The following is a 22,685-nucleotide window of genomic DNA, read 5'->3' on the forward strand; positions in this document are numbered from 1 at the left end:
CGCTAGCAACCCACACGATCCCTGGCCAGCGCCCTAACTCCTAGCGGCGCCAGCCTTCCGCACCCTGAAACCGGCCTGTGGAGGCATCCTGTGACCCCCATCCTGCTGCTCGCTAGCCTCGCCACCCTCGGCTACGCAGCGTGGTACCTGCTCCTGTGCCTGGTCGCCCCGTGGAAACGCTGCGACCACTGCGACGGCACCGGCCACCACCGCACCATCATCGGCACCCGCCGCGAATGCCGCCGCTGCGACGGCACCCGCCTACGCGTCCGCACCGGCCGCCGCATCATCGAGCACATCCGCGACGAGTACCGGGCAGGCACCCGATGACCGCCCGTCGCATCCAACGCCGCCGCACCGCCGGATGGCGGATGCCCACCGGAGCCGTCTACGTCGGCCGCCCCACCCGCTGGGGCAACCCCTTCCGTGGCGACACCCCGTCAAGCAAGGCCAACGCGGTCCGCCTGTTCCGGCTCTGGGTCGCCTCGCACCCCGACTACACCGACGCCGTCCGCGCTGAGCTGGCCGGCAAAACCCTGGCCTGCTGGTGCCCCCTCGACCAGCCCTGCCACGCCGACGAACTGCTCCGCATCGCCAACGAGGTGCCCCGATGACCCGCCGCACCCGCGTCGACCAGCACACCCGGTGGTGTGCCCGTGACCACCGCTGCAACCTCGCCGAGCACCGCTCCGCGGAGATCCTGGTCGACCTGCCCGGCCACGCGCGGGCCGTCCTCGTGCGGGTGCGCGCCAGCGACGGCCGCGAACACGCCGAGATCCGCGTACGGGTCGCCCTGGTCGACGTCGAGCCGGCCGCCCGCCGCCAGCTCGGCACCCTGCTCGCCGACCTGCGCGACCTGGTGATCCGCGCCGCCGCGATTCGCCGGCCGCAACCCGGCCGCACCGCCGCCTGACCATTCCTCCCCATCCGGTTCGACAGGAGTACGTCATCGTGACCCGACCGCCCGCGCACGACCACGCCGCCGAACAGGCCGTGATTGGCGCTGCGCTGCTCAACCCGTCCGTCATCGCTGAACTGGCACCGTCGCTCGCCCCGGCTGACTTCTACCGGCCGGCGCACGGCCGGCTGTGGGAAGCGCTCTGCGCGATGCACGCCGCCGGTGAACCGGTCGACCCGATCGCCCTGGCCGCCCGTCTCGCCGAAACCGGCGACCTGGCCAAAGTCGGCGGAGCACCGTACCTGCACACCCTCATCGCGGCCGTGCCGACCACCGCGAACGCTGGCCACTACGCCCGGATCGTCGCCGACCACGCGCGCCGCCGCCAGGTCGCCGACCTCGGCGCGTACTTAGCGCAGAAAGCCGACCAGAGCACCGACGTCGCCGACATCCTGGCCACCGGCCGCGCCATGCTCGACCAGGCCGCCACCGGCAGCGACTGGGCCCCGCTGATCCCCCTCGGCGACCGCCGCCACCTGCCCGACTTCCCCGCCTACGTCCTGCCCGACTGGGTCGCCGAGCACATCTACGCCGTCGCCGAGTTCACCCAAACCCCCGTCGACCTGGCCGGCTGCATCGCCCTGGCCGCTCTGTCCACCGCCGCCGGAGGCCGCGCCGAAGTCGAGGTACGCGGCTCCTGGCGCGAACCCACCAACCTGTTCACCGTCGTCGTGCTCCCGCCCGGCTCCCGCAAGTCGGCCGTCTTTGCCGCCATGACCGGCCCCCTGTTGGCCGCCGAGAAGGCGTTGGTCGAGCGGACCAAACCGGCCATCGTGGAAGCCGAGCTGGCCGCCCGCGTCGCCGGCAAGGCAGCGGAGAAAGCCGCGATTGCCGCCGCGAACGCCGACGCATCCGGCCGCGACACCCTGCTCGCCGAAGCCACGGCCGCCGCGATGAACGCCGACGCCGTCACCGTCCCCGTCCTGCCCCAACTGGTCGCCGACGACGTGACCAGCGAGGAAGCCGCGTCTCTGCTCGCCGAGCAGGGCGGACGCCTCGCTGTTCTCTCCCCGGAAGGGGGCATCTTCGCCACCATCGCCGGCCGCTACTCCGGCACGCCCAACCTCGAAGTCTTCCTCAAAGGCCACGCCGGGGACATGCTGCGCGTCAACCGCCGCTCCCGCGCCCCCGAACACGTCGAACACCCCGCCCTCACCCTCGGCCTGGCCGTACAACCGGATGTGCTGCGCGACATCGCCGACATGCCCGGCTTCCGCGGCAAGGGCCTGCTGGCCCGCATCCTGTTCAGCCTGCCGGAGAACACCGTCGGACGACGGAAGATCGGTGCCGACCCGGTACCCGAACCCGTCGCTACCACGTACATGACCAACCTCGGTGCCCTGGTCGCCACCCTCGCCGAATGGACCGACCCCGCCGTACTCCCGCTCACCCCCGACGCCAACGAGCGGGTGTTGGACATCGAACAGGCCGTAGAGCCACGCCTCGCCCCCGGCGGCGCGTGGGGACACATCGTGGACTGGGGCAGCAAGTACACCGGTGCCGTCGTCCGCCTCGCCGGACTGATCCACCTCGCCGAGCATCTCCGCGACGGGTGGGGCAAGCCCGTCACCGCCGAGACCATCGAGCGAGCCGCGCTGCTCGGCGAATACTTCGCCGCTCACGCCCTGGCCGCGTTCGACGACATGGGCACCGACAAGATCACCCGCTACGCCCGGCTCGTGCTCGCCTGGATCGAACGCACCGCCTCGGCGACCTTCACCAAGAAAGAGCTGTACCGGGCCGTCCGCAGCCAAATCCCCACCGCCGCCGACCTCGATCCGGTGCTGTCACTGCTGGAGACCCACGGCCACGTACGCCAACTCGAACCACCCGCCCGGACCAGGGCCGGACGGCCACCGTCGCCCGCGTTCCACGTCCACCCGGACGTGTTCCAGAGCACCGGCACCGTCCAAGCCCTGCCCCCATCGGCTGGCCGCAGACCAGCGTGAGCCGCTGGTCTAAATGGCCGCAATGGCAGAAAGCCAGGGCCGGACGGGATTTCGACCATTCTCGCCATTTAGACCAGCACCCGGGCCACCACCTCGCTGCGGTCGCCTCGGCCGCGTGCCGGACCCAGCCGCTCGACGGGGGCATCCAGCTGACCGACCCGGTCGAGGAGGGTGTCGAGTCACCGCACCCACCAGCCTCGCCCCCGCTGAGATCCCGCCATTGGTCGCCGGTCTGGCTGCTCGTTTTCGTGATTGGTACACATTGAGTGGATCGCAAAGCCCCGGCGCCTCGCTTACAGGTTTGTATCGGTCGCCTGTCATCGGACGCACGCTTCCGCGGGCTCAGGCGACTGTTCGCGGTCGGCACCCGACCGCTGTCCTCGTCCCGACCGGCTGCTGTCAGGGATACTAGCTAGGGTTCGGGCTCCGTCACTCTATTTGTCATCAGGCTTTCTCGCGGAATCCCAGATCCGCTCGAACTGAGAAAGCCAGTAAAAGTACCACTTCTCGGTCTCGGCGCGCGTCAGACGTAGATGCATGCGTGACGCCGTAGAAGTGTTGTGAAAAGCATGCATCTCTACAATCACTACACCCTTATGCGACTTTGGGTCTACAGCAACCAGACTAAAGCCAGGATTATAGGACAAGAATCCATATTCCAGCTTCCCTGCAACCTGCCAGGACGCCATCCTCCGCAACTGCTGTACGACCGACGCGAGAGATGGGCCGAACTCCTGGAGTGGGTAATCGAGAGAGTCGTCAAGTTGCCGGCTGACCTCAGCAACCGCCACTTCCTGTGTTGGATCAAGGACCACAATCCGAGCGCGCCCTGCAGCGCCTCCTAGCACTCTATGTCTGAGAACTTCACACCGCTCGGGAGAGAGTAGGTTCACGGCTGAAGGAGCATATATCCAGACTTCTTGGGCATCTTTCAGTCGGTCAGTCAGCGGGTCGAGGTCAAACGCGGAACGATCACCGAAAATTCGCTCTACTGCGTCAAGATCAGCCCTCTCTGGCAGGGCTGCACGCAAAATCAACAACCCAATTCCTCCGAGGGCGGCAGTCCAGCGAAGATTCGTAGACAGAAGATCACCGACTGTTGAGAGCGCAGCGAAAGCGAGTGCAACGAGTGCCATCGCGTAGAGATCGATATTGCGGCGCGATCGCAAGTCTTTTAGAATTGTGCGTCCGGTTCGACGTAGCCGCATATGCATCCCTCCACTCCGGAAGGTCCACATGGTGGACCCGCCCTAGTCCTGCGCACAGAACTTTGCCGAATGCCGCTGAGGCAGCGCTTACTTGAGTCGACAGGTCCCGCCAGTGGCGGGTGTGGTGCCGCCTGCGCAGACGGCCAATGGTGCAGGCCAACAGGCAAGCGGCGGCCACCACGTCAGCGACAAGGGGGGGTGACGACTACCGTCCATGTTCTACAGCTCACCCCAGAAGTGCAAGGCGTCGGGCCGGAGTTCGTCGTGGGTGTGCGCCAAGTGCCGGCTTCGGACATGTTCCTGCTCGACCACAGGATGAGCTCGGCACACCGGAGGCGCGGATGTAGCACACTCGCCAACTGCCGGGACAACCCGCAGCCGCAGCCCAGGCGTTCGGTTGACGATGGGCTCACATCCAGTGGTCGCCCCCCTGTGTTCGCGGCAAACGACCGCCACCTGACGCCGTCGGGCTGCCTCCTCCAACTGTCTTGTCGTACTGCTGAGATACCCTCTTCGAACAGTTGGCGCTCGTCCGCTCTTGTCAAGCATTGGTCAGCGAAAGGACAGCCGTGGCCGGTACACCATCCCGTTTGGAGATTATCGAAGTCCTACCCAGCTTGCTCAGGGAAGTATCGCCAGGGGGTGCCGAGCTAACAATCTTCGAGCTCACGGTTCCACCAGAGGCTCAAAAACGGGTTGTGCATCGCCCTGAGCTCAAGGCGGTAATTCAGGCTTCGCTTCGTCTACGCTCCGACCATGGCGTTCCCTTCTGGGACGCCATGATGCTCAATTCCCTCTCACAGCCGGAAGATGTTCGGTCGATCCTTCTAGATGCTTGCGGGCTTCATCAGCCCATGTCGGCTGCGGTCGCACAGCATCGGATTTCTGTCACAGACCTCGATTCACCGACACTCCGTAGCATTTTGACAACGGCAAAGGAGGGAAGCATTTCGGTATTTTCCTCCCGACTCGTAATGCCCGACGGCACGGAAAACCATCTGCCGTTATTGGACTTCCGGCTTCCCGTATCAGCGACATCTTCTGCCATTATCGAGGATGTGGTGCGACGCCTTGAGCTTCAGGGAATCGTCCTTGAATCCGGCAACTCATATCACTTCTACGGCCGACGCTTGCTATCTCCGAAAGAGCTAAGGGAACTTCTGGGGCGAGCTATTCTGTACGCGCCGATTGTGGATTATCGCTGGATCGCCCATCAACTCGTGGAGGGCGCCTGTGCCCTGAGGATCTCCAGAGGCAAGAGTTTCTCATATTCGCCCCGCGTGTTGCTAGAAGTTCGTTGATTGCCTCAGTACTCCGTATTACTGACGCCAGAACTGCTGCTCGAACGAAAACCCAAGCGCTGCCTGTCGCCTCCATACCCGCTCAGTTGCCTCACTGTAGCCGGGGTTAATGCGCCTGCCGACAGGTACGATTGCAGGGACCACAGCACCCGATTTATGAAGCACGGAGGCGGCGCTCTGACTCCGCGCCCCAGTGGTATACACGTCATCCAGTATCAAAATTCGTAACCCGACCACATTTGCCGTCACCTCAAAAGCTTCGTCATTCGGTGACCTATGCCCAATCTCGCTCGCGGTCCGGCAAAGGAGTCGTTGCATGGGGGCGCCGAAGTCGACTGATCCGTTCGCCAGCAGTTCCAGCGGATGGGGCGGACGGCGCACTGTCGATGGAACTACAGTGACGACATCCCAGTCCCCAATGAGCCTTCGTAGTTCAGGACCAGAGTGATCGAAGTATCCGCGAAGGATCCCTTGGACGTACCTTCCATACTCCGGTTCAAAGCCGTCCGTCTGCGGCTTGTAATACTTGAGCCAATCTCGCAGAACGGAAGGTTTGCAATAGAGACTGATCGGGATTACGATTTTGCATGGAAATGATAGCTCCAGTGCGATTTGTTCGCAGTTCTCACACACGCTTTCCGATGCACGTTTTGCAGTCCGACACTGAGGACAAACATCCGGAGCATCTGCGGGAGGGAGGACTAGATTCTCCGAGAGAAACTCAAGCGAAGGCCACGATTGCTTCGACGTCATGGTGCCGCCTCCTCGACGGCACGAGCAAGGATCGCCATGACCTCGTCCACGCTGCTTACCATCCTGACTCGCGGATGGAGACTATAGCGCCGAGCCCATTCCTGCCCACCGAGGGTCGGTTCCCAAAGAAGGACAGTTCTGTCTTGCTGAATAGCATGATCTGCTTCGCTGCGGGTTCCGCTCCTCTCGGTCGCCTCGACCAATAGGCTAACGGTAGACAGACCGCTGATGATCGCGTTGCGCGCGACGTAGGAACTCGCGGTCGCCGGCGATCCTGGACGGAATTGAGAAACGATGGCACCTTGCGCACTAATCTTCTTTGCCAACAAGTTTCTGGCGTTCCTAAGATAGTTGTCCAGCCCGCTTCCCACTACAGCAATAGTACGTCCGTATCCCAGGGCCGCCTCGTGTGCCGCAGAATCGATACCATCCGCGAGACCGGAAATCAAGGTAAAACCTTGCTGCGCGGCGGTTTCAGCGATGGCTCTTGCTGCGGCCATACCTTGCTCAGACGCATTTCTGCTTCCGACAACCGCAATGGACTGCCTGTCTGTTGTCAGGATCGAGCCGGCAACGAAAATGAACGGGGGCCGACCGTAGGCACTTCGAAGATTGGAAGGATAGTCAGGGTCAGTTACCGAGAGCAGCCGGGCAGAGGGCAACTCTTCTGCCAACAGGCTCAAGCAGCGCTTCCAATAAGCTACGCGCTCTGCAGTTATCCCTCGACGCAGAAAAGCCAGCAGTGCACCATCTCTTGACGTCGGCACCGGCCCAGATCCCAGAAGAGCCGCAGGGCCGCCCGACTGCTCCAGAACGCTCGACAGGTCGCGCCAGTCCGCCGGCAGCACTTCGGTGGCAGCGAGCAGCGCGGCCGCCGCAGATGAGCTGATGTCCATAGCGCAACGATACAGCTAGGGCCTGACGGAGCTGTCTAGGTACATAGCGGTCGACATGAGACGAACAGCTGCTGCGGTGGCGATTTCGAGGTCCTCGTGATTGAGGAGTTGCCAGTCTCGGCGGTCAGACTCCGTGGGGTTGGTCATGCCTAATAGGTCGTCTATCGCCGATGCGGACCACAGCTTTCGGGCGGTACCACCGGAAAGAGGGAGGGGAATCACCGGTATTCCGGCGTTCTTCGCCGCAGTTGTTTCGGCTTCCGTGGTGTCGCCACCTCCGAGGACCAAGACAGCTCTGCTCTCACTCAGGACGGCTGCACGAACCGCCGCTTGGTCCTGTCCGGTGTAAACCGCTGTGCCGATGCGCTGGGGCAGCCCCGGAGCTTCTTGCTTACTGCGGCGGAAGTAAAATTTAACGCGCTCGGGATCATAGCGCTCCTGAGCAAGAAGGGATCGACCGAGGGCGAACGAGACAGCCAAGCCCGCTTTGCCTCCCAGGGACACGACTTGGACGTCATGCTCGGAGAGCCGATGACCAATAGACTGGGCGGCTCGCTCGCCGTCGGTATTCGTCTCTACGCTGCCCGACACAAAGAGTGCGGGCTCTCGTGTTCTACGAACTAACCGAGCCAGGATACTGTCTATCTCGGAATATTCACTAATTTCGCATACCGCTACGCCCGACTGTTCTAGGTCCTTCACTCGGTGCTCATGAAGCTTCAGTTGATTGAGGTCGCCATCTGGTCGTTTGATAAGCGTGTAATGCTCCGGCGCACCAACGTTCAGCAACGTCCGAGAAAGTCGCAGCATCACCTCGATATTTGGATCCATAAAGCTGAATCCGAGGAACAGAAAGGATTTCGTCAGATAGCTGGCCCGCAACGCGGCCCAGATCCTCGGGTGTTTGAATTCGTACTCTTCGTAATCTTGACGGGTGATGGTCGGAGACGCTCTCCAGTCGATCCCAGGGCCTTGTGTCAAGCTGCCATGCATCTTCGTCAACCTGCGGCGAGTGGGCTTGTGTCTCACGAGCAGGTCGTCCTCGTTGCAGATGACTCGTGCGTCTGGCAGCGCCTCTTCGAGCAGGCAGTCGTAGTTCGTGGTCCACAGATCGTCTACTGGCAGGCGGGCCAGTGCCCGGTGTCCTGCGGTTGGCGCGTAGGTCCTCTTCGTCATCTCGGCCAGCACGTGGCTCTCCAACGCCTCCCGGCCACCAGGCGTCGAAACAATGAAGTACTGAGCGACGAGCGGGAGATCTGCGAGGTCATCCGGGATGTCGGCCCGCTGCCTGAGGTCCATCACAAGTCCTGACCAGTCAGGGTAGCCTGCACTCTTCGACAGCCCAGCTCCTACGAAGAGCGACGCGTTGCCTGCCCGCACCGCGCTGCCGTACTGGCTCAGAAGCTCGTGTTCACTGATCGGCACCGTCACAGCGTAAGCGACACCCATCTCTTCGACGGCAGTCCCTACTCGACAGGTCTAGAGACTGCGGAGCAACTGCCTCAGGAGGCCGTGGTGGGATGCGGCGCGCACACGGGCAGGCCCCTGGCCTGCCGACGACTGCCGGCCCCGCACACTCCGCGCCGCATCCCAACCACGGCCGGCGGTGACTCGCCCTACGGCGGCGCCCTCGTCCGCATCGCCGGCCTCATTCACCTGGCCGAACACCTCCGCGACGGATGGGACAGGCCCGTCACCGCTGGCACAATCGACAAGGCCGCCCTGCTCGGCGACTACTACGCCGCCTGGCCGCGTGCGACGACATGGGCGCCGAAAACAGCACCCGCTCGCGCCACCCGCACTCGATGCGAACGTCAAGCGAACCTGACGGCTCGCAGGGGGAGGTCGGGCGCCCAAGTGGTGGCGCATGCGGCCTGTCAGGGCCGAGTTTAAGACGCACCGAAACGTCTCACAGCACTGGCGCGGGCAGCCGCTGAAACGATGCCCCCCGATGGTGTACGGAGAGTCACCAGGCCGTAGGACACCTGAGAGGTCCTCTCTGGATCGGTCATGGAGCTATTCGTGGTGCGAAACGCAGGTGACTAGAGAGTGTCAGGCAAACCAGAGATAGAGTTTCCGCAGTTAAGGAAGCCAATGAAGCCGAAGGTTATGACGTAGATACCACTTCTAATCCCAAGGCCGCAGGTTCGAATCCTGCCAGGCGCGCTGGACCTCAGTGGATGCCCCCAGTTGGGTTGGCTTCACGCCTGGGTGCGTCGCTCGGCGGCGTCGAACGCGGGCGCGAGCGGGGCCAGCGCCCTGCGGAGCTGGTCGGCCAGTGAGCCGGAGGGCACGACCAGTCCTCCGGCGGCGAAACTCTCGGCAGCCGTTGTGTTCCCGGCCGGCTGGAGCCAGCCTTCCAGCGCGATGCGAACTGCTGCGGCCACGCTTGCCGCGAGGACGCGGGCCGTGTGCGCTCCGGCGTCGTCCAGGCGTTCGGCGATCACCGCTGTGAGAGGGGGCTCGATGCCGGCGGTGGTATCGAGGAACGCGTCGCGCAGCGCGGTCTGGGTGGTGATCAGCAGCAGCGCCCGGTGTTCGCGCTCGCCGGTGTTCGTGTACTGCTCGACCACCGCTTGGGTGACGGCGTCAGCCAGGCGTACTCCTGCGGGCCGGGCCGCGACCGCCGCCGCGATGCGCGCCTCCCGGTCCGCGGTGACGGCAGAGACGATCGCCTGCTCCCGGCTGGCGAAGTAGTTGTTGTAGGTGCGCGGCGAGACCCCGGCCGCTTCGGCGATGTCCTCGACCCGCACCCTGTCCGGTCCGCGCTCCTCGGCCAGGCGCAGGGCCGCCTCGCGTAGCGCCTCGCGTGTGGCCTGCTTCTTCCGCTCCCGCAGCCCCGGTGGTGGCGTCGTCACGGTGTCAGCGTCCCACGCCGGACTGCACACGCTCAAAGCTGCACTGACGCAGAGCCGCGCGCACGAAAACTTTCGCGCACGAAAACTTGCGTGCACGCAGTTTTCCTGTCAGTCTCGGCTCGACCGGGACCGACCGAGAGGACGTCGCCATGCGGGCAAGAGGTATGACCTACGACACCGGATTCGTCGTGCACGACCAGACGTCCCGCGAGCACTTCGACCCCGAGGTGGTCCGACGCGAGCTCGCCATCATCCGCGACGACCTGCACTGCAACGCGGTCCAGATCATCGGCGGCGACCCGGATCGGTTGGAGCTGGCCGCCGGTGCCGCCGCCGAGCTCGGCCTGGAGATCTGGTTCTCGCCCTATCCGCTGGAGCTGGATCCGGAGCAGATCCTCGTGCTCTTCCGCGACTGTGCCGGGCGGGCGGAACGGCTCCGGCAACAGGGGGCCACCGTCGTGTTCGTCGCCGGGGTCGAGCTGAGCGTGATGAACCGCGGGTTCCTGTCCGGAGACAGTCCCGAGGAGCGGGTCGAGCGGCTGATGAGCCAACCCGAACGGCGGGCCGAGGCGATGCGCGAGCTTCCCGTGCGCATCAACACCTTCCTCCGCGAGGCTGCGGCCACGGTCCGCGAGCGTTTCCAGGGCAGGCTCACCTACGCGTCCATCCAGTTCGAGCAGGTCGACTGGACTCCCTTCGACGTGGTGACGTTCGAGCTGATCCGCTCCGCCGAGGTCGCCGACCGGTTCCGGGACGCGGTACGCACCCTGGCCCAAGGTCCGAAGCCGCTCGCCATCACCGGATTCGGCACCGCGGCCTACCGAGGCGCGGGGGACCGCGGTGGGCGGGTGCTGGAAGTGGTCGAGCACGACCCGGAGACCAGGGCTCCCGTACGGCTGAACGGCGTGTACGAGCGTGACGAGGCCGGCCAGGCCGCATACCTGAGCGAACTGCTGGAGATCTTCGAGACCGAGGGCGTGGACAGCGCGTTCGTGTTCCTGTTCGCCCTGCCCGGCTATCCGCACCGCCCGGACGGCGACCCCGAGCACGACCTGGACCGGGCCAGCCTGGGCATCGTCAAACTCCTCGAAGGGAGCCGGGGACAGACCTACCCCGACATGGAGTGGGAACCCAAGGCCGCCTTCACGGCGGTGGCGCAGCGGTATCGGAGGTGACAGACCCCGTGCACGGTGACCACGGCTCGGAACTACCACACGCAGTTGTGGCAGCTCAGACATACGACACGCCGAGCGGATCACACCTCAGGCAGCCACGAAGCCTCGGACCCCCGGGTGGTGTAGAGGCGAGAATCCGCCGCCCGGGTTGCCCGTCCAAGGCTGCGTGACGAGATCAACTAGCCTGGGCGGCATGTTGTTGGCGGCTGGCCCGGCGCGCTCTCTGGGCGCAGCCTCGCAGTCGCGCCTGCGCTTCGGAGAGGGGCCGAAGGACGAGCGGGCGTGGGCCGGCCGGCGGCTGCTCTGGCTGGACGAGCAGCCGGCCTTCGAGTTGAGCCACTGGTGCGGCACGTGCCCCTGCCTGTTCGAGCGTCTCGAAGGCGCGACCTCCACGTGTTCCGTCGAGGACGTCGAGCGTCGCCTGGTCGACGGTCTGAGTGGCATCGACGAGCAGGTGCTGGCCCTGTTCGGCTCGTTGCTGCCCCGTGCGCGGTACCTGCCGTTGCTGCTGCGGATCGAGCCGCGCCTGGTGCGTCCGGCTCAGACCGGCGACTACTTCGCCGCGGAGCAGGTGGCGACCTGGGGTGTGAACAGCTTCTGGGGGCTGCCCGAACATCCTCGCACCCCCTACTACCGGACGTACGAATCCCCGGTCGACGCTGAGGCGCATCTCTACGAGTTCGTCGTACCCATGGTTCCGCCGTCGTGGAACGACGAGGAGCGGGTAGCCCGGTACGCCGCCGAGCTGGCCCGTTCGGCGAATCTGACTGCGGTCGCGGTCTCGACGCTCGACATCTGCGCACCAGCGGTCGAGCAGGGCACGGATTACTACACGCACTGGGCGTTGACCCATTTTCTCCTCGACGGCCACCACAAGATGCAAGCCGCCGCCACCGCCGAGCGCCCCGTACAGCTGCTGTCGTTGTTGTCCATCGACGCGAGCCTTGCCTCACCCGAGGAGGTCGGCCGCGTGCCGGCGTTGCGCCGAGCGGCCCGCGCACCACGCCCTGCCTACTGAACCCCGCCGGGCGCCGCCCCGGCGACCCACCCGACCGCTACCGTGCTCGCGGTAACCGTCCGCCCCACGTGTTCAGGAGCCGGTCATGTCCGCACAAGTCCCCGACCGGTCGGGCCGGAACGACTCCGAGGCCCTGGCCGCCTACGTCCGGGAGTACCGCGCGGGCGGCTACCCGGTGCACCAGGTCGTGGACGTCGTGTGCCGGCAGTGCGACGGCAGGGCGTTCCGGGTCGCGGTGGACGACGAGGAGGGCTGTGCGCTCGTCCTCTGCCTGGGGTGCGGGACCGAGGCGGCCCTCGCCGACAGCGACGACCATCTGGACGACGCCGAGCTGGCGGAGTGCGCCTGTCCCTGTGGAGCCGAGACCTTCACCGTCACCGTCGGATACGCCCTGACCGGCAATGGTGAGGTGCGCTGGGTCAGCGTCGGCCTGCGTTGCCTCGCCGACGGCACCCTCGGCGTCTACACCGACTGGAAGATCGACTACGCCCCCACCGCGCATCTTCTCCCACCCGACACCCGGTAGTCAGCGCCGGCCCGCGCCGGCAAGTGTCCACCCAGGACTCGGGAATGATCTTCTTCACCTTTCGACTCATTGATAAACGTCACTCGAATCGGCTTGGATGAGCGGGCATCGTCCCGGTGGGAACGCTTCCACCACGATTCCAGGAGATCTCCTTGCCCCGATCCCTGCTCCGGACGCGCCGGCCACGCGGTCTCGCCCTCGCCGCCACGGCCCTCCTGGCCACCGCCCTCGCGGTGGTCCACCCCGCCCCCGCCCTCGCCTGGGGGCCCGGTGCCGAGCCCACGCAGCCGTACGCGCTGCCGGCCCTGCCCGACGTGCCCAAGCGCGGCTGCCAGTCGACGGTCGCCGACCCGACCGCCCCCACCGGGGCGACCAACGCTCTCCAGGTGATCTACGCCTGGCACGACGGCAACGGCAACAACTACGAGGCCAACGTCGAGTACCTCGCCAAGGTGGTGGACCGGATCGACTGGGCGTTCGACCAGTCGTCCAACTACGACCAGCATCTCAATCTGAGCTGCCGGACCGGGTACGACACCAGCACGTACGCCGGCTATGCCCGGTCCCTGGTGGTCCCCGAGAAGATCGAGGCCGGAACCAACCCGAACACCCCGGCCGGTACGGTCCGCAGCGACCTGATCTCCGCCGGGTACCAGGACAGCAACCGGATCTACCTGATCTTCACCGACTTCGCGTCGAACTCCGACGCGTACCTCTGCCCCACCGGCGGCACCTCCAGCGGCGTGCACTGCTCGGCGGTGACCGAGTCCTGGACGGTGGGGGTCGGTGGGCACGAGCTGTTCCACGTCCTCGGCGCGCCGCACGCCTGGTTCGCCGAGACGGGGCAGCCCTACTACCAGGACATCATGTACGGCTGGTGGGACAACTGGAACGTCGACCCGGGCTTCCGCACCTACTACGACCCGAGTGAGCTCTCCGCCCAGTTCCACATCGACAACCACCCGTCCACGACGCTGGGCAACATCGCCAACCACCCGATGCTGACCGCTCCGGTCTGCTGCGACAACGGCGCCAGCAACGACCTGCTGACCGCCGAGCAACGGACCGTGGAGGCGGCCACCCCGGGCAGCGGCACGTCGACGTTCACCTCGTCCGGCGGCTGGCACCAGGTCACCCCGGCCTGCGGGGTCGCCGCGAACTCCTGCGTCTACTCCGACGGCCGTCGCTCGGTGCAGTTCAACACCTACAGCGGCCCGTACAACGCGTCGTCGATCGCGCTCTCCAGCCGCCCGGCGGTCACCCCCGGCCGGACGTACAAGGCGTTCGCCCGGCTGCGCAGCGCCACCGCCGTCGACGCGCAGCTCCAGCTCGCCTGGTACAACGCGGGCGGGACGCTGCTCTCCACCGGTTCCGGCAGCACCTCCACGGTCACCGGCAGCTGGGTGGAGTACCGGGTGACCGGCACCGCCCCGGCGAACGCCGCCAGTGTGCGGGTCACCGTGGCCGTGCCGAACCAGAGCACCACCGGCAACCACGCGCTGCACGTGGACAGTCTCCAGCTCAACGACTGCTCGGCGAACACCGGCGGGGTCTGCCGCTACGACAGCTGACGGGCCGTCCGGCCCCGGCCCGCGTCGGTGGTACGCCGCGCCGGCCGGGGTCGCGGGCTGGTCACCGCAGGCGGACGTCCTCGACGACGGGGAAGTCGTACCAGGTCACGTCGAAGGGTGCGCCGGCTCCCGGCACCACCGGGTAGAGCGCCCAACTCATCGCCTGGGTGCCGGGGGCGAGGTTGAAGGTCTCGCCGGCCCGCGTCGTGGCGCACCAACTGCTCTCGGCGTAGACGGTCTGGTCGTCGCCCACGACGACCTTCGACGAGATCCGGTCGATCTCGGCGACCGGGCAGGTCAGCGGCCAGGCGATCAGCGCGTCGTTGCGGTACCGGAAGTTCAGCTTCAGCTTGTCGCCGGTGACCTCGGCGCTGACCAGCGTGACGCTCAACGACAACGCGTCGTAGACCACCTCGTTGATCTGGTACGTCCCGGGTTCCGCCGGCCGGGGCGACGCGGAGGGCTCCGTCGACGTGGCGGGGTCCGCCGAGTCCGACGGGGAGGCCGACGGCTGCGGCGACTCGGACGATCCGGTGACGGTCGGGGTCGGATCGGGCAGCGGGGACGCGTTGCGGTTGGCGAAGTACGTCCCCCCGACCGCACCGACGACGGCGAGGCAGGCCATCACCGCGATGACGGCCAACGTACCGGCGTGCCTCTTCTCCACGGCGGGCTCCGACTGCTCAGGGGGCATTGGCCGTGAAGGTAGCACCGCTGTCACAGCCGCCGGTGTGCCGTCCGCGCCGGTGCCGTGGCGGGCCGGGTCGACCGGCGGGGCGCGGGGGCCGGAACCGGAACCGTCCGGGGCCTCCGCAGCCCGGCCGGCTGCACGAAGATCGCGCGCCGGGCGACCGCGTCGCCCTTCGCGTTCAGTTGGTAGCCGTCGAGCCACACCCAGCCGTCGTACGTGACCAGGTCGAGCACCCGGATCACCCGGAACAGGAACGGCCGGACGAACTGCACGCTCGCCTCCCGGGTCACCTCCATCAGGTCGCCCGCCCGGAGCGTCGGTCCGGCCGGCCCGGTGAGCAGACCGGGCCGCCGGGAGCATGCCGTGCCCGTACCCGTCGGCAGCACCGGTCCGTGCGTGGTCATCGGGCTTCCCCGGGCCAGTGCATCCGGCGGATCGGGATCCGGTGGCGGATCCGGCAGGGCAGGTCCGCGCCGCACCGGCAGGTCAGCCGCCGGAGGATGTGGTTCCACACCGGCCGGTGCCGCCGCGCCAGCGTCAGCGCGGTGGCGGCCAGGTAGTGGTCGTACGACACACGCATCGAACGTCCTTTCCGGGAATTGACGTCGCGACGCCGGGTGCCGTTGGCGTGGGTCAGCCAGTCCCGGCTGCGGGCCGACGAGTGCGGGCGGCGGGCCATCGGTGACGCCGTTTCCGGATCACCGGCACGGACGCCCGTTTCCGGGTCGCCGGCAACTGCGCGACACCCACAGAATGCAACCCCGACACCACGTTGCGCAATGCCCCGCGCCATCCTATTCTCGTTTATCCGAAACGCGCGATGAATGGGAAAGAAATGCGGGCGGAAAGAAACGTCCACTGTTGCAGGGAGAAAGTGGTGATGTTGCATGACGGATGAAACAAGCGGTTCCACGGTCCCCCGCCGTCAGCTCGGCCGCCTCCTCACCGAGCTGCGGGAGGAGGCCGGGGTGACCCTGGACGCGGCGGCCGGGGCGCTGGACTGCTCCCGCCAGAAGGTCTGGCGCATCGAGAAGGGGCTCGTTCCGGTCCGGACCGTGGACGCGCGGGTCATGTGCGAGCGCTATCGGGTCCCGGCGGACGTGACGGCGATCGTCGTCGGGTTGGCCAAGGAGACCCGTGCGAGCGGCTGGTGGCATTCCTACGGCGACGTCGTCCCGTCGTGGTTCTCCCTCTACGTCGGCCTGGAATCGTCCGCCTCCACGCTCCGCCGATACGATTCCGAGTTGATCCCGGGCCTGCTCCAGACCCGTGAGTACGCCGACGAACTGTTCCGCCGGAAGAATCCGCACCTGAGCGCCGAGGAGCGGGAAAAACTGATCGCGGTGCGGTTGCAGCGGCAGCGCATCCTCGTCCGTCGGCTGCCCAGCGCACCGGTTCTCACGGCCGTCCTCAGCGAGGCGGTGCTGCGGCGCACCATCTCCGACCGGGCGGCGATGGCCGACCAACTGCGGCACCTGCTCGACGTGGCGGCACTCCCGAACGTCCACCTCCGGGTGCTCCCGCTCGCCGCCGGCCCGCCCCTGGCCAGCGAGACGGGCACCTTCGTCCTGCTCGACTTCCCCCACCCGGTCGGCCGCGCCTCGACCGAGCCGACCACGGTCTACGTCGAGGGCATCACCGGCGCGCTCTACCTCGACCGGCCGGCGGAGATCGCGGCCTACGAACATGTCTGGCGCGACCTCGAAACGCTCGCTTCCGCTGAGGCAGAATCAGAGAGATTGATCAGGTCGATCATCGAGGAGCATCATGACTGACCTTGCCGGCGCCGTCTGGCGCAAGAGCACCCGCAGCGGCGGGAGCGGCGGCGACTGCGTCGAGGTGGCCCACTACCTGCCCGACTTCGTCGCCGTACGCGACAGCAAGGATCCGAACGGCCCCGCGCTCGCCTTCCGCACCGGTACCTGGTCGGCGTTCGTCCGCGGCCTCCCGCAGCGCGGATAGCAGTCCCGCCCCGGCATTGACGCTCGCCTCTCCGCGCGTAAGATCACGCGAATAGATTTACGTCAATCGATTGGCTCGCCGGGCCGTGGCGGTACCGGTAGCGCCAGAACCAGCTACGGGAGGCAGAGCACATGTCGACCGCACGTCGCATCGGTGCCGTGACGGTGGCCGTGGTGTTGGGCAGCACCGTGGCCGCCTCGGCCGCCCACGCGGACTTCACCTTCTATCGCACCAGCCCGCACGTCGGCGCCTGCTGGGACAAGGTCACCGCCTACGGCGGCGTCTACCAGGTGAGCAACAACCTGCTCAACGGCACCGGAAGCTGGCAGACCGCCCGGGTCCTGGTCAACCGGCCCGGGGTCGGCATCCAGTCCGACCAGAGCTACACCGCCGCGCCCGGGGAGTGGAAGGTCGGCGCGATCGCCCACGTGGCCATCGTGCCGAACGACGACTACCTGGTGCACCTCGACGGCGTCCAGGTGGTGGGCATCCCGGCGCACGGCATCCCGTACTTCATGAACAACTGCAAGGTGCAGGAGTCGCCGTCGGTCAAGGTCCGGCAGGCGCTCAGCTACGGCCTGGCCCAGCTCGACTCGGTCTACGTGGGCTGCGCCGCCGGGACGTACCGGTTCGGCACCGTGCCCACCAGCACGCTCCACCACGACGGCAGGGTCTGCGGTCAGAGCCGGGTGTACAAGCAGCCCGCCGGGGTCCGGGGATACGACTGCTCGGGCCTGATCCACCAGATGTTCCAGCACGCCGGGGTGTACTTCCCCTGGACCAGTTCCAGCGCCATGAAGTCGGGCATCCCGCAGGTCGCCAAGTCGCAGATCCAGGTCGGCGACCTGCTCGCCAAGAACGGCCACGTCGCGGTCTACCTCGGTGACGGGGACGGCGACGGGGTCGCGTCGGTCCTGGAGGCGACCCCCAAGTGGCAGAACGCCGACGGCACCTGGACCGGCGTGGTGATCAGCAGTGCCACGAACTACCTGAACAGCTCGGAGTACACCGCCCACCGCGTTCCGGGGGCCTGACCCCGCTCCGGCCCACCTCCGCCAGGAGTCCCGCCGTCACCGGCCGTGGGACTCCTGGCGGAGGATCGGGGTGGATCAGCAGCCGGCGGTCCGGGTGTAGTTCTGGGTCCCCCAGTAGTGCGCCAGGTTGCCGCTGAACCGCACCATGATGTCGCTGCCGTTCAGCCGCTGCTCGTAGTGCAGGTGCGAGCCGCTGGAGCCGCCGCTGTTGCCCACGTACCCGATGGTGGTGCTGTAGCCGACGCTCTGGCCGACAGAGACGTTGAACCCGCTGAGGTGGGCGTAGTAGGTGGTGTAGCCGCCCCCGTGGTTGATCCGCACGTACCGGCCGTAGCTGGTGTCACCGAGGTTGGTGACGATGTCGACCGTGCCCGGGGCACTGGCCTTGACCGGCATCCCGTGGTCGCCCGACCGGTTGAAGTCGATCGCGTAGGCCGGGCTGTGGCTGGTCCGGGTCTCCCCGGACCACGTCTGGTTGCACGGGAAGGGCGTCCGGAACGAGGGGGCCGCCGACGCCGGTGACGCCGGAACCAGGAACGTCGCAGCCAGCATCATGCCGGCACTGAGGGCGCTCGCCAGACGGATCCGCATCCGAGACCTCCATTGTCATACGTATGGATGTTTCGATGGATGATGGCAGAACGGGCGGGTCCTGGAAAGATCCGCATCCCGCGCGGCGCGGTCTCCGCCGATCGTCCGGACGGCCGTCCGGCCGGTGGCGGGCATGACCCATGATGTTCCGCATGTTCAAGATCAAGGGCCACGGCCACGGCCACGGCCACAACCGCAAGCGGAAGAGCCGGCACCTCGACGGCTGCGACGGCTGCTCCGGTTGCGACAACTGCGACGGCCCGGACTGCTGCAACTTCGGCCTCTTCTCGTTCCTGCTGACCCTCGGGGCGACGACCGCCTCGGCGGTGCGCGCCCCGGTGGTGGACCGGGCGGGCCGGGCGGCGATCCTCGGCTACCGCCGCTGGCTGTCGCACCGCTGGCCCGGACAGTGCCGGTTCACGCCCACGTGCAGCGCGTACGGCCTCACCGCCGTCGAGCGCTACGGCCTCGCGGTGGGTGGCCGGATGGCGGCCGACCGTCTCCGCCGCTGCCGGCCGGGCGTCCGCCGGGGCACCCACGACCCGGTGCGCTGACCGGACGCCGCCAGCATCACGGGCAGCGCCGGGCTTCCGCCCTCCCGCGCCAGCATCACGGGCAGCGCCGGGCTTCCGCCCTCCCGCGCCGGTAGCATGCCCGGATGAGCCGGCACGCCGACCCGATCGAGGCCATGGAACGGTTCCTCGCCCGGACCGCCCCGTACGACGCCCCGGCGGGTTCCCCGACGACCACGGTGGAACTGCGCAACGGCCGGCTGCGCGGGCGGTTCGAGCTGACCGACCGGCAGGTGGCGGCACTGGCCGAGGCGTTGGACGCCTGGCACGACCCGGACGACGCGGGACGCTGCGGGCAGTGCCACGGACGCCTCGGGCGGGACCTGAGCTGCCGGGAGTGCGGCCACCTGGACGGGATCTTCGGCGCGACGGTCGCGCAGCACGCGGCCCGGATCGCCGGACACACCAACTGACCGCCGTCACCGCGGGCGCTCGTCCGTTCACCCGTGGTATCGTCCGGCGTCCATCAGCTGTCGAGCGCCCGTACGGATCACTGCTGGAAGGACGCCTGCCCTGATGCCGGCCGTCGTCGCCCCGTCCTCGCCGGTGGATGCACCGGACCCTCCCGCCGACGCCCCGGTGCCGGCCAGCCCGGCCGGCGAGGCGCTGAACCGGGTCTCCACCACCCTGCCGATCATGCTCCGGCTGACCTGCGGCCTCGCCGGGGCGGTCGCCGCCCTGGCGGTCCGCACCCCACCGGTCGAACCGGTGCCGCTGGCTGTCGCGGTCCTCGTCCTCACCGGCTGGTCGGTCTGGTTCGCCCGGTCGGGGACCCGGTCCGGGCTCACCCCCGGGTTGATCGGCGTGGACGTGGCGTTGACCGTGGTCACCTGCCTGTTCATCCCTCGCCTGGTCGCCGCCGAGGTGCTTCCCGGTGAGGTGAGCTGGGTGGCGATCCTCGCCAGCACCTCGGTGATCATCGCCCAGCTCGCGCTGCGTCCCCACTGGGCGGTGCCCGCCGGGCTGCTGGTCGCCGCCGCGTACGCCCTCGGGGCGCATCGTGCCGGCGACGACGTGGAGGCCGTCGCGCACGCCACCACCCTCGTGGTGCAGACCGCGTCGGGCACCGCGCTCGCCGTGGTGCTGCGCGCCAGCAGCCGCCGGGCCGACACGGCGTTCGCCGAGCGGCAGCGCGTCCTGCGGGAGGCGGTCATCGCCCGGACCGCACGGGAGACCGAGCGACGGCAGAACCGGGACCTGCACGACACGGTGCTCTCCACGCTGACCATGGTGGGTCTGGGCGCGGTTCGCGCCGACTCCCCGCTGCTGCGCGCACGGGCCGCCGCGGACCTGCGTACCCTCGCCGCCGCCCGGAGCGCGGCGGACGTGGACGTCGACGCGACCGACCGGGGCGAAGCGACCCACCCGGCGCTGGACGGGCGGCTGCGCGAGGTGGCCGCTCGTCTCCCGGAACTGCCGACGGTCGTGGACCTCGCGCCGGGAGTCACGGCACCGGCGGCGGTGGCCGCCGCAGTCACGGAGAGCACCGCCGCCGCCCTGGCCAACGTGCTGCGGCACGCACCGGGCGCGGCGGTGCGGCTGCGCCTGTCCGGGCCCGCCGGCACCGTCGTGGTCGAGGTGGTCGACGACGGACCGGGTTTCGACCCGGCCCGGGTCCCGGCCCACCGGTACGGGCTGCGCGAGTCGATCCGGGGTCGGATGGCGTCGGTGGGCGGACGGGCGGTGGTCGACTCGGCTCCCGGACGGGGCACCCGGATCCGGCTGGAGTGGCCGCATGCGCACTGAACCGCCGGCCTCCGCTTCTCCGGTACCGCCGACCTCGACCCTGGAGCCGTCGACCGTCGCTCCGCCCCAGCGCGTTCCGCCGCCGGCCGGCGGGACGGCCGGTGCGGTGGCCAGCGCCTCCGACCGGGGAGCCCGGATCGCGGCGGTGGTCATCGCGTACGGCTGGCACCTGCTGATCAGCCTGCCCGCCGTCGGAATGAACTGGTCGGACCTGCGGTGGCCGTGGGTGGTCGGCGGCGGCTGGCTGGCGGTGGCACTGGCCGGGGCCTTCGCCTCGTGGCGGCTGCTGCGCGACGCGCCGCTGCCCGCCTGGCCGCTGGTGGTGGGACTGTTGGTGGTCGACGCGGCGGTCTTCCCGGCCAGCGGCGAGGCGTTCCTGTTCGCCTCGGCGAACTGGGGCTGGGGCACGGTCGGCTGGTTCGCGGTGCTGTTCCTCTGGGGACGGCCCCTGCGGCAACTGGTCGCCACCATCGCCGCCGGGGCGGTGATCGCGCTGGTCGCGGTCCTCACCGCCGGCGCGGACGCCGCCGACCTGAGCCGGTACGCGATGTACGTCTACGGCGTGGCGGTGCTGCCGCTGGCGCTCGCCGTCGGCGCGGCGACCCTCACCACGCTCGCCGCCGAACGGGCCCACGCTGCCTCGGCCGGTGCTGCCGTGACCGCCCAGCGGCTCGCCGCCGCGCACGCCCAACGGGAACGGCGGGAACGGTTGGCCCTGGTCGACGCCGCAGCCGGAGAGATCCTCGCCGACCTGGCCGCCGGCCGGGCCGACCCGGGCGACCCGGCGGTGCAGCGGCGCTGCGCCCTCGCCGCCGCCCGGCTACGCCGGCTGATCGCCGAGTCCGACGACGTGCCCGACCCGCTGCTGCACGAGTTGCGGGCCAGCGCGGACCTGGCCGAACGACGGGGGGTCGTGGTGGACCTGGTCGTCGTGGGGTCCCCGCCACCGTTGCCGGTGCCGGTGCGCCGCCAGCTGGTCGAGCCGCTCGCCGCCGGCCTGGCCGGCGCGCGGGAGCGGGCCCGGCTCACCGTCGTGGCCGGACCGGACGGCGTGGAGATCGGCTTGATCGCACCGGATCGGGGCATCCTGGAGAACGTCACGTCCGGCTGGACGGACGACACGGTCGGGTACGAACACGAACGCGACGGGGAGGTCGGATGGACACGGACCCGGTGGCCGGCCCGGTGAACAGGCCGGTGCGCGTGGCGATCGTCGACGACCATCCTGTGGTGGTCGAGGGGATCCGGTCGTGGCTCGCCGTCGAGCCCCGGCTCACCGTGGTGGCCACCGGGGACGATCCCGACGCCGTGCTGCGTGACGCCCCGGACGCCGACGTGGTCCTGCTCGACCTGCGGCTGCACGGCCGGATGGCGGTGGACGGCGTCGCCGGGCTGAGCGCGGCGGGACGGCGGGTGGTGGTCTACTCCGAGCACACCGATCCGACGACGATCCTCGCCGTGCTGGACGCCGGGGCGGTGGCCTTCCTCGCCAAGCACGAGGGACGGGAGCACTGCGTGGCCACGTTGCTGGCGGCGGCGGACGACCGGCCGTACGTGCCGCCGGCGCTGGCCGGCGCGCTGGTCGGCGACGCCCGCCCGGACCGGCCGGCCCTCTCCGACAAGGAACGGGAGGCGCTGCTGCTCTGGTTCCAGTCGATGTCGAAGGCGTCGGTGGCCCGCCGGATGCGGATCAGCGAACACACCGTCAAGCAGTACGTCGACCGGGCGCGGATCAAGTACACCCGGGCCGGACGCCCGGCCGCCACCAAGTCGGCGCTGCTCGCCCGGGCGATCGAGGACGGCCTGATCCGTCCGGAGGAGATCGGCGTCTACCAGTCGTACGCGTCGTCCGACCGGCCGACCCCCTAACGGGTGT

At 68.3% G+C, this 22,685-nt stretch carries 25 protein-coding genes; 17 read left to right on the forward strand and 8 right to left on the reverse strand.

The genetic code is table 11. The annotated features are described in order from the left end of the window. Window positions 1-90 precede the first annotated feature (90 nt). From QSK20_RS22775 to QSK20_RS22790, 4 genes are read left to right on the forward strand one after another with little or no spacing between them, the layout of a single operon-like run. The gene (locus QSK20_RS22775) at window positions 91-330 is read left to right on the forward strand and encodes a hypothetical protein (RefSeq protein WP_285790626.1); all 240 of its coding nucleotides are present in this window, start codon (window positions 91-93) and stop codon (window positions 328-330) included. Then, on the forward strand, window positions 327-614 hold the full coding sequence (locus QSK20_RS22780) for a DUF4326 domain-containing protein (protein WP_285790627.1): 288 nt from the start codon (window positions 327-329) through the stop codon (window positions 612-614). Before QSK20_RS22775 ends, QSK20_RS22780 begins: the two co-directional genes overlap by 4 nt. After that, a complete protein-coding gene (locus QSK20_RS22785; RefSeq protein ID WP_285790628.1) occupies window positions 611-913 on the forward strand; it encodes a hypothetical protein in 303 nt (100 codons plus the stop codon). The genes QSK20_RS22780 and QSK20_RS22785 overlap by 4 nt, the downstream gene beginning before the upstream one ends. A gap of 38 nt (window positions 914-951) precedes the next feature. After that, on the forward strand, window positions 952-2,907 hold the full coding sequence (locus tag QSK20_RS22790) for a DUF3987 domain-containing protein (protein WP_285790629.1): 1,956 nt from the start codon (window positions 952-954) through the stop codon (window positions 2,905-2,907). 434 nt (window positions 2,908-3,341) lie between these two features. Here QSK20_RS22790 and QSK20_RS22795 read toward each other — a convergent pair whose 3' ends face one another. Further along, complete coding sequence (locus tag QSK20_RS22795; RefSeq protein WP_285790630.1) at window positions 3,342-4,043, reverse strand: hypothetical protein; 702 nt, start codon at window positions 4,041-4,043, stop codon at window positions 3,342-3,344. Window positions 4,044-4,684: 641 nt separating this feature from the next. On the opposite strand from QSK20_RS22795, the gene QSK20_RS22800 reads away from it, so the two are divergent. Then, on the forward strand, window positions 4,685-5,416 hold the full coding sequence (locus QSK20_RS22800; RefSeq protein ID WP_285790631.1) for a primase 1D-like protein: 732 nt from the start codon (window positions 4,685-4,687) through the stop codon (window positions 5,414-5,416). A gap of 749 nt (window positions 5,417-6,165) precedes the next feature. Here the strand turns inward: QSK20_RS22800 and QSK20_RS22805 are convergent. The 3 genes from QSK20_RS22805 to QSK20_RS22820 form a co-directional block, all read right to left on the reverse strand. Continuing rightward, on the reverse strand, window positions 6,166-7,065 hold the full coding sequence (locus tag QSK20_RS22805; RefSeq protein WP_285790632.1) for a DNA-processing protein DprA: 900 nt from the start codon (window positions 7,063-7,065) through the stop codon (window positions 6,166-6,168). A 15-nt stretch (window positions 7,066-7,080) separates the two neighbouring features. Continuing rightward, window positions 7,081-8,490 (reverse strand): SIR2 family protein, encoded by a 1,410-nt coding sequence (locus tag QSK20_RS22810; RefSeq protein WP_285790633.1) that lies wholly within the window; start codon window positions 8,488-8,490, stop codon window positions 7,081-7,083. A 776-nt stretch (window positions 8,491-9,266) separates the two neighbouring features. Next, window positions 9,267-9,923: a TetR/AcrR family transcriptional regulator gene (locus tag QSK20_RS22820; protein WP_285790634.1), complete on the reverse strand. Its 657-nt coding sequence runs from the start codon at window positions 9,921-9,923 to the stop codon at window positions 9,267-9,269. A gap of 149 nt (window positions 9,924-10,072) precedes the next feature. Between QSK20_RS22820 and QSK20_RS22825 the strand changes: the two genes are divergently transcribed. From QSK20_RS22825 to QSK20_RS22840, 4 genes are all read left to right on the forward strand, one after another. Beyond that, the gene (locus tag QSK20_RS22825; protein ID WP_285790635.1) at window positions 10,073-11,098 is read left to right on the forward strand and encodes a hypothetical protein; all 1,026 of its coding nucleotides are present in this window, start codon (window positions 10,073-10,075) and stop codon (window positions 11,096-11,098) included. Window positions 11,099-11,291: 193 nt separating this feature from the next. Then, the gene (locus QSK20_RS22830; RefSeq protein WP_285790636.1) at window positions 11,292-12,116 is read left to right on the forward strand and encodes a hypothetical protein; all 825 of its coding nucleotides are present in this window, start codon (window positions 11,292-11,294) and stop codon (window positions 12,114-12,116) included. Window positions 12,117-12,201: 85 nt separating this feature from the next. Continuing rightward, entirely contained in the window at window positions 12,202-12,642 is a 441-nt protein-coding gene (locus QSK20_RS22835) for a hypothetical protein (protein ID WP_285790637.1), read from the forward strand. 152 nt (window positions 12,643-12,794) lie between these two features. Next, window positions 12,795-14,213, forward strand: a complete 1,419-nt coding sequence (locus QSK20_RS22840; RefSeq protein ID WP_285790638.1) for a hypothetical protein — start codon at window positions 12,795-12,797, stop codon at window positions 14,211-14,213. A 61-nt stretch (window positions 14,214-14,274) separates the two neighbouring features. Here QSK20_RS22840 and QSK20_RS22845 read toward each other — a convergent pair whose 3' ends face one another. The 3 genes from QSK20_RS22845 to QSK20_RS22855 form a co-directional block, all read right to left on the reverse strand. Continuing rightward, on the reverse strand, window positions 14,275-14,907 hold the full coding sequence (locus tag QSK20_RS22845) for a hypothetical protein (RefSeq protein WP_285790639.1): 633 nt from the start codon (window positions 14,905-14,907) through the stop codon (window positions 14,275-14,277). 23 nt (window positions 14,908-14,930) lie between these two features. Beyond that, a complete protein-coding gene (locus QSK20_RS22850; RefSeq protein WP_285790717.1) occupies window positions 14,931-15,200 on the reverse strand; it encodes a hypothetical protein in 270 nt (89 codons plus the stop codon). A gap of 104 nt (window positions 15,201-15,304) precedes the next feature. After that, window positions 15,305-15,484 carry a hypothetical protein gene (locus tag QSK20_RS22855; protein WP_285790640.1) on the reverse strand — a complete coding sequence of 60 codons (180 nt, stop codon included), beginning with the start codon at window positions 15,482-15,484 and terminating at the stop codon, window positions 15,305-15,307. A 307-nt stretch (window positions 15,485-15,791) separates the two neighbouring features. Between QSK20_RS22855 and QSK20_RS22860 the strand changes: the two genes are divergently transcribed. The 3 genes from QSK20_RS22860 (at window position 15,792) to QSK20_RS22870 (ending at window position 17,900) form a co-directional block, all read left to right on the forward strand. Then, window positions 15,792-16,679, forward strand: coding sequence for a helix-turn-helix domain-containing protein (locus tag QSK20_RS22860; protein WP_285790641.1), 888 nt, complete (start codon window positions 15,792-15,794; stop codon window positions 16,677-16,679). Then, window positions 16,672-16,866 (forward strand): DUF397 domain-containing protein, encoded by a 195-nt coding sequence (locus tag QSK20_RS22865; RefSeq protein ID WP_285790642.1) that lies wholly within the window; start codon window positions 16,672-16,674, stop codon window positions 16,864-16,866. The genes QSK20_RS22860 and QSK20_RS22865 overlap by 8 nt, the downstream gene beginning before the upstream one ends. A 131-nt stretch (window positions 16,867-16,997) precedes the next feature. Continuing rightward, on the forward strand, window positions 16,998-17,900 hold the full coding sequence (locus QSK20_RS22870) for an NlpC/P60 family protein (RefSeq protein ID WP_285790643.1): 903 nt from the start codon (window positions 16,998-17,000) through the stop codon (window positions 17,898-17,900). A 75-nt stretch (window positions 17,901-17,975) separates the two neighbouring features. Here QSK20_RS22870 and QSK20_RS22875 read toward each other — a convergent pair whose 3' ends face one another. Next, a complete protein-coding gene (locus QSK20_RS22875) occupies window positions 17,976-18,491 on the reverse strand; it encodes a M23 family metallopeptidase (RefSeq protein WP_285790644.1) in 516 nt (171 codons plus the stop codon). A gap of 152 nt (window positions 18,492-18,643) precedes the next feature. Here QSK20_RS22875 and yidD point away from each other — a divergent pair, with 152 nt between their 5' ends. The 5 genes from yidD to QSK20_RS22900 all read left to right on the forward strand — a co-directional run bounded on the left by yidD (window position 18,644) and on the right by QSK20_RS22900 (window position 22,678). Then, on the forward strand, window positions 18,644-19,045 hold the full coding sequence (gene yidD / locus QSK20_RS22880; RefSeq protein WP_285790645.1) for a membrane protein insertion efficiency factor YidD: 402 nt from the start codon (window positions 18,644-18,646) through the stop codon (window positions 19,043-19,045). A gap of 104 nt (window positions 19,046-19,149) precedes the next feature. Continuing rightward, window positions 19,150-19,476 carry a hypothetical protein gene (locus tag QSK20_RS22885; RefSeq protein ID WP_285790646.1) on the forward strand — a complete coding sequence of 109 codons (327 nt, stop codon included), beginning with the start codon at window positions 19,150-19,152 and terminating at the stop codon, window positions 19,474-19,476. Between the two features lie 103 nt (window positions 19,477-19,579). Continuing rightward, window positions 19,580-20,809 carry a sensor histidine kinase gene (locus QSK20_RS22890; RefSeq protein ID WP_285790647.1) on the forward strand — a complete coding sequence of 410 codons (1,230 nt, stop codon included), beginning with the start codon at window positions 19,580-19,582 and terminating at the stop codon, window positions 20,807-20,809. Continuing rightward, the gene (locus tag QSK20_RS22895) at window positions 20,799-21,998 is read left to right on the forward strand and encodes a hypothetical protein (RefSeq protein ID WP_285790648.1); all 1,200 of its coding nucleotides are present in this window, start codon (window positions 20,799-20,801) and stop codon (window positions 21,996-21,998) included. Before QSK20_RS22890 ends, QSK20_RS22895 begins: the two co-directional genes overlap by 11 nt. Then, window positions 21,968-22,678, forward strand: coding sequence for a response regulator (locus tag QSK20_RS22900; RefSeq protein WP_285790649.1), 711 nt, complete (start codon window positions 21,968-21,970; stop codon window positions 22,676-22,678). The genes QSK20_RS22895 and QSK20_RS22900 overlap by 31 nt, the downstream gene beginning before the upstream one ends. Window positions 22,679-22,685: the final 7 nt, after the last annotated feature.

The organism is Micromonospora sp. NBRC 101691, from assembly GCF_030269285.1.
Taxonomy (GTDB): Bacteria; Actinomycetota; Actinomycetes; order Mycobacteriales; family Micromonosporaceae; genus Micromonospora; species Micromonospora echinospora.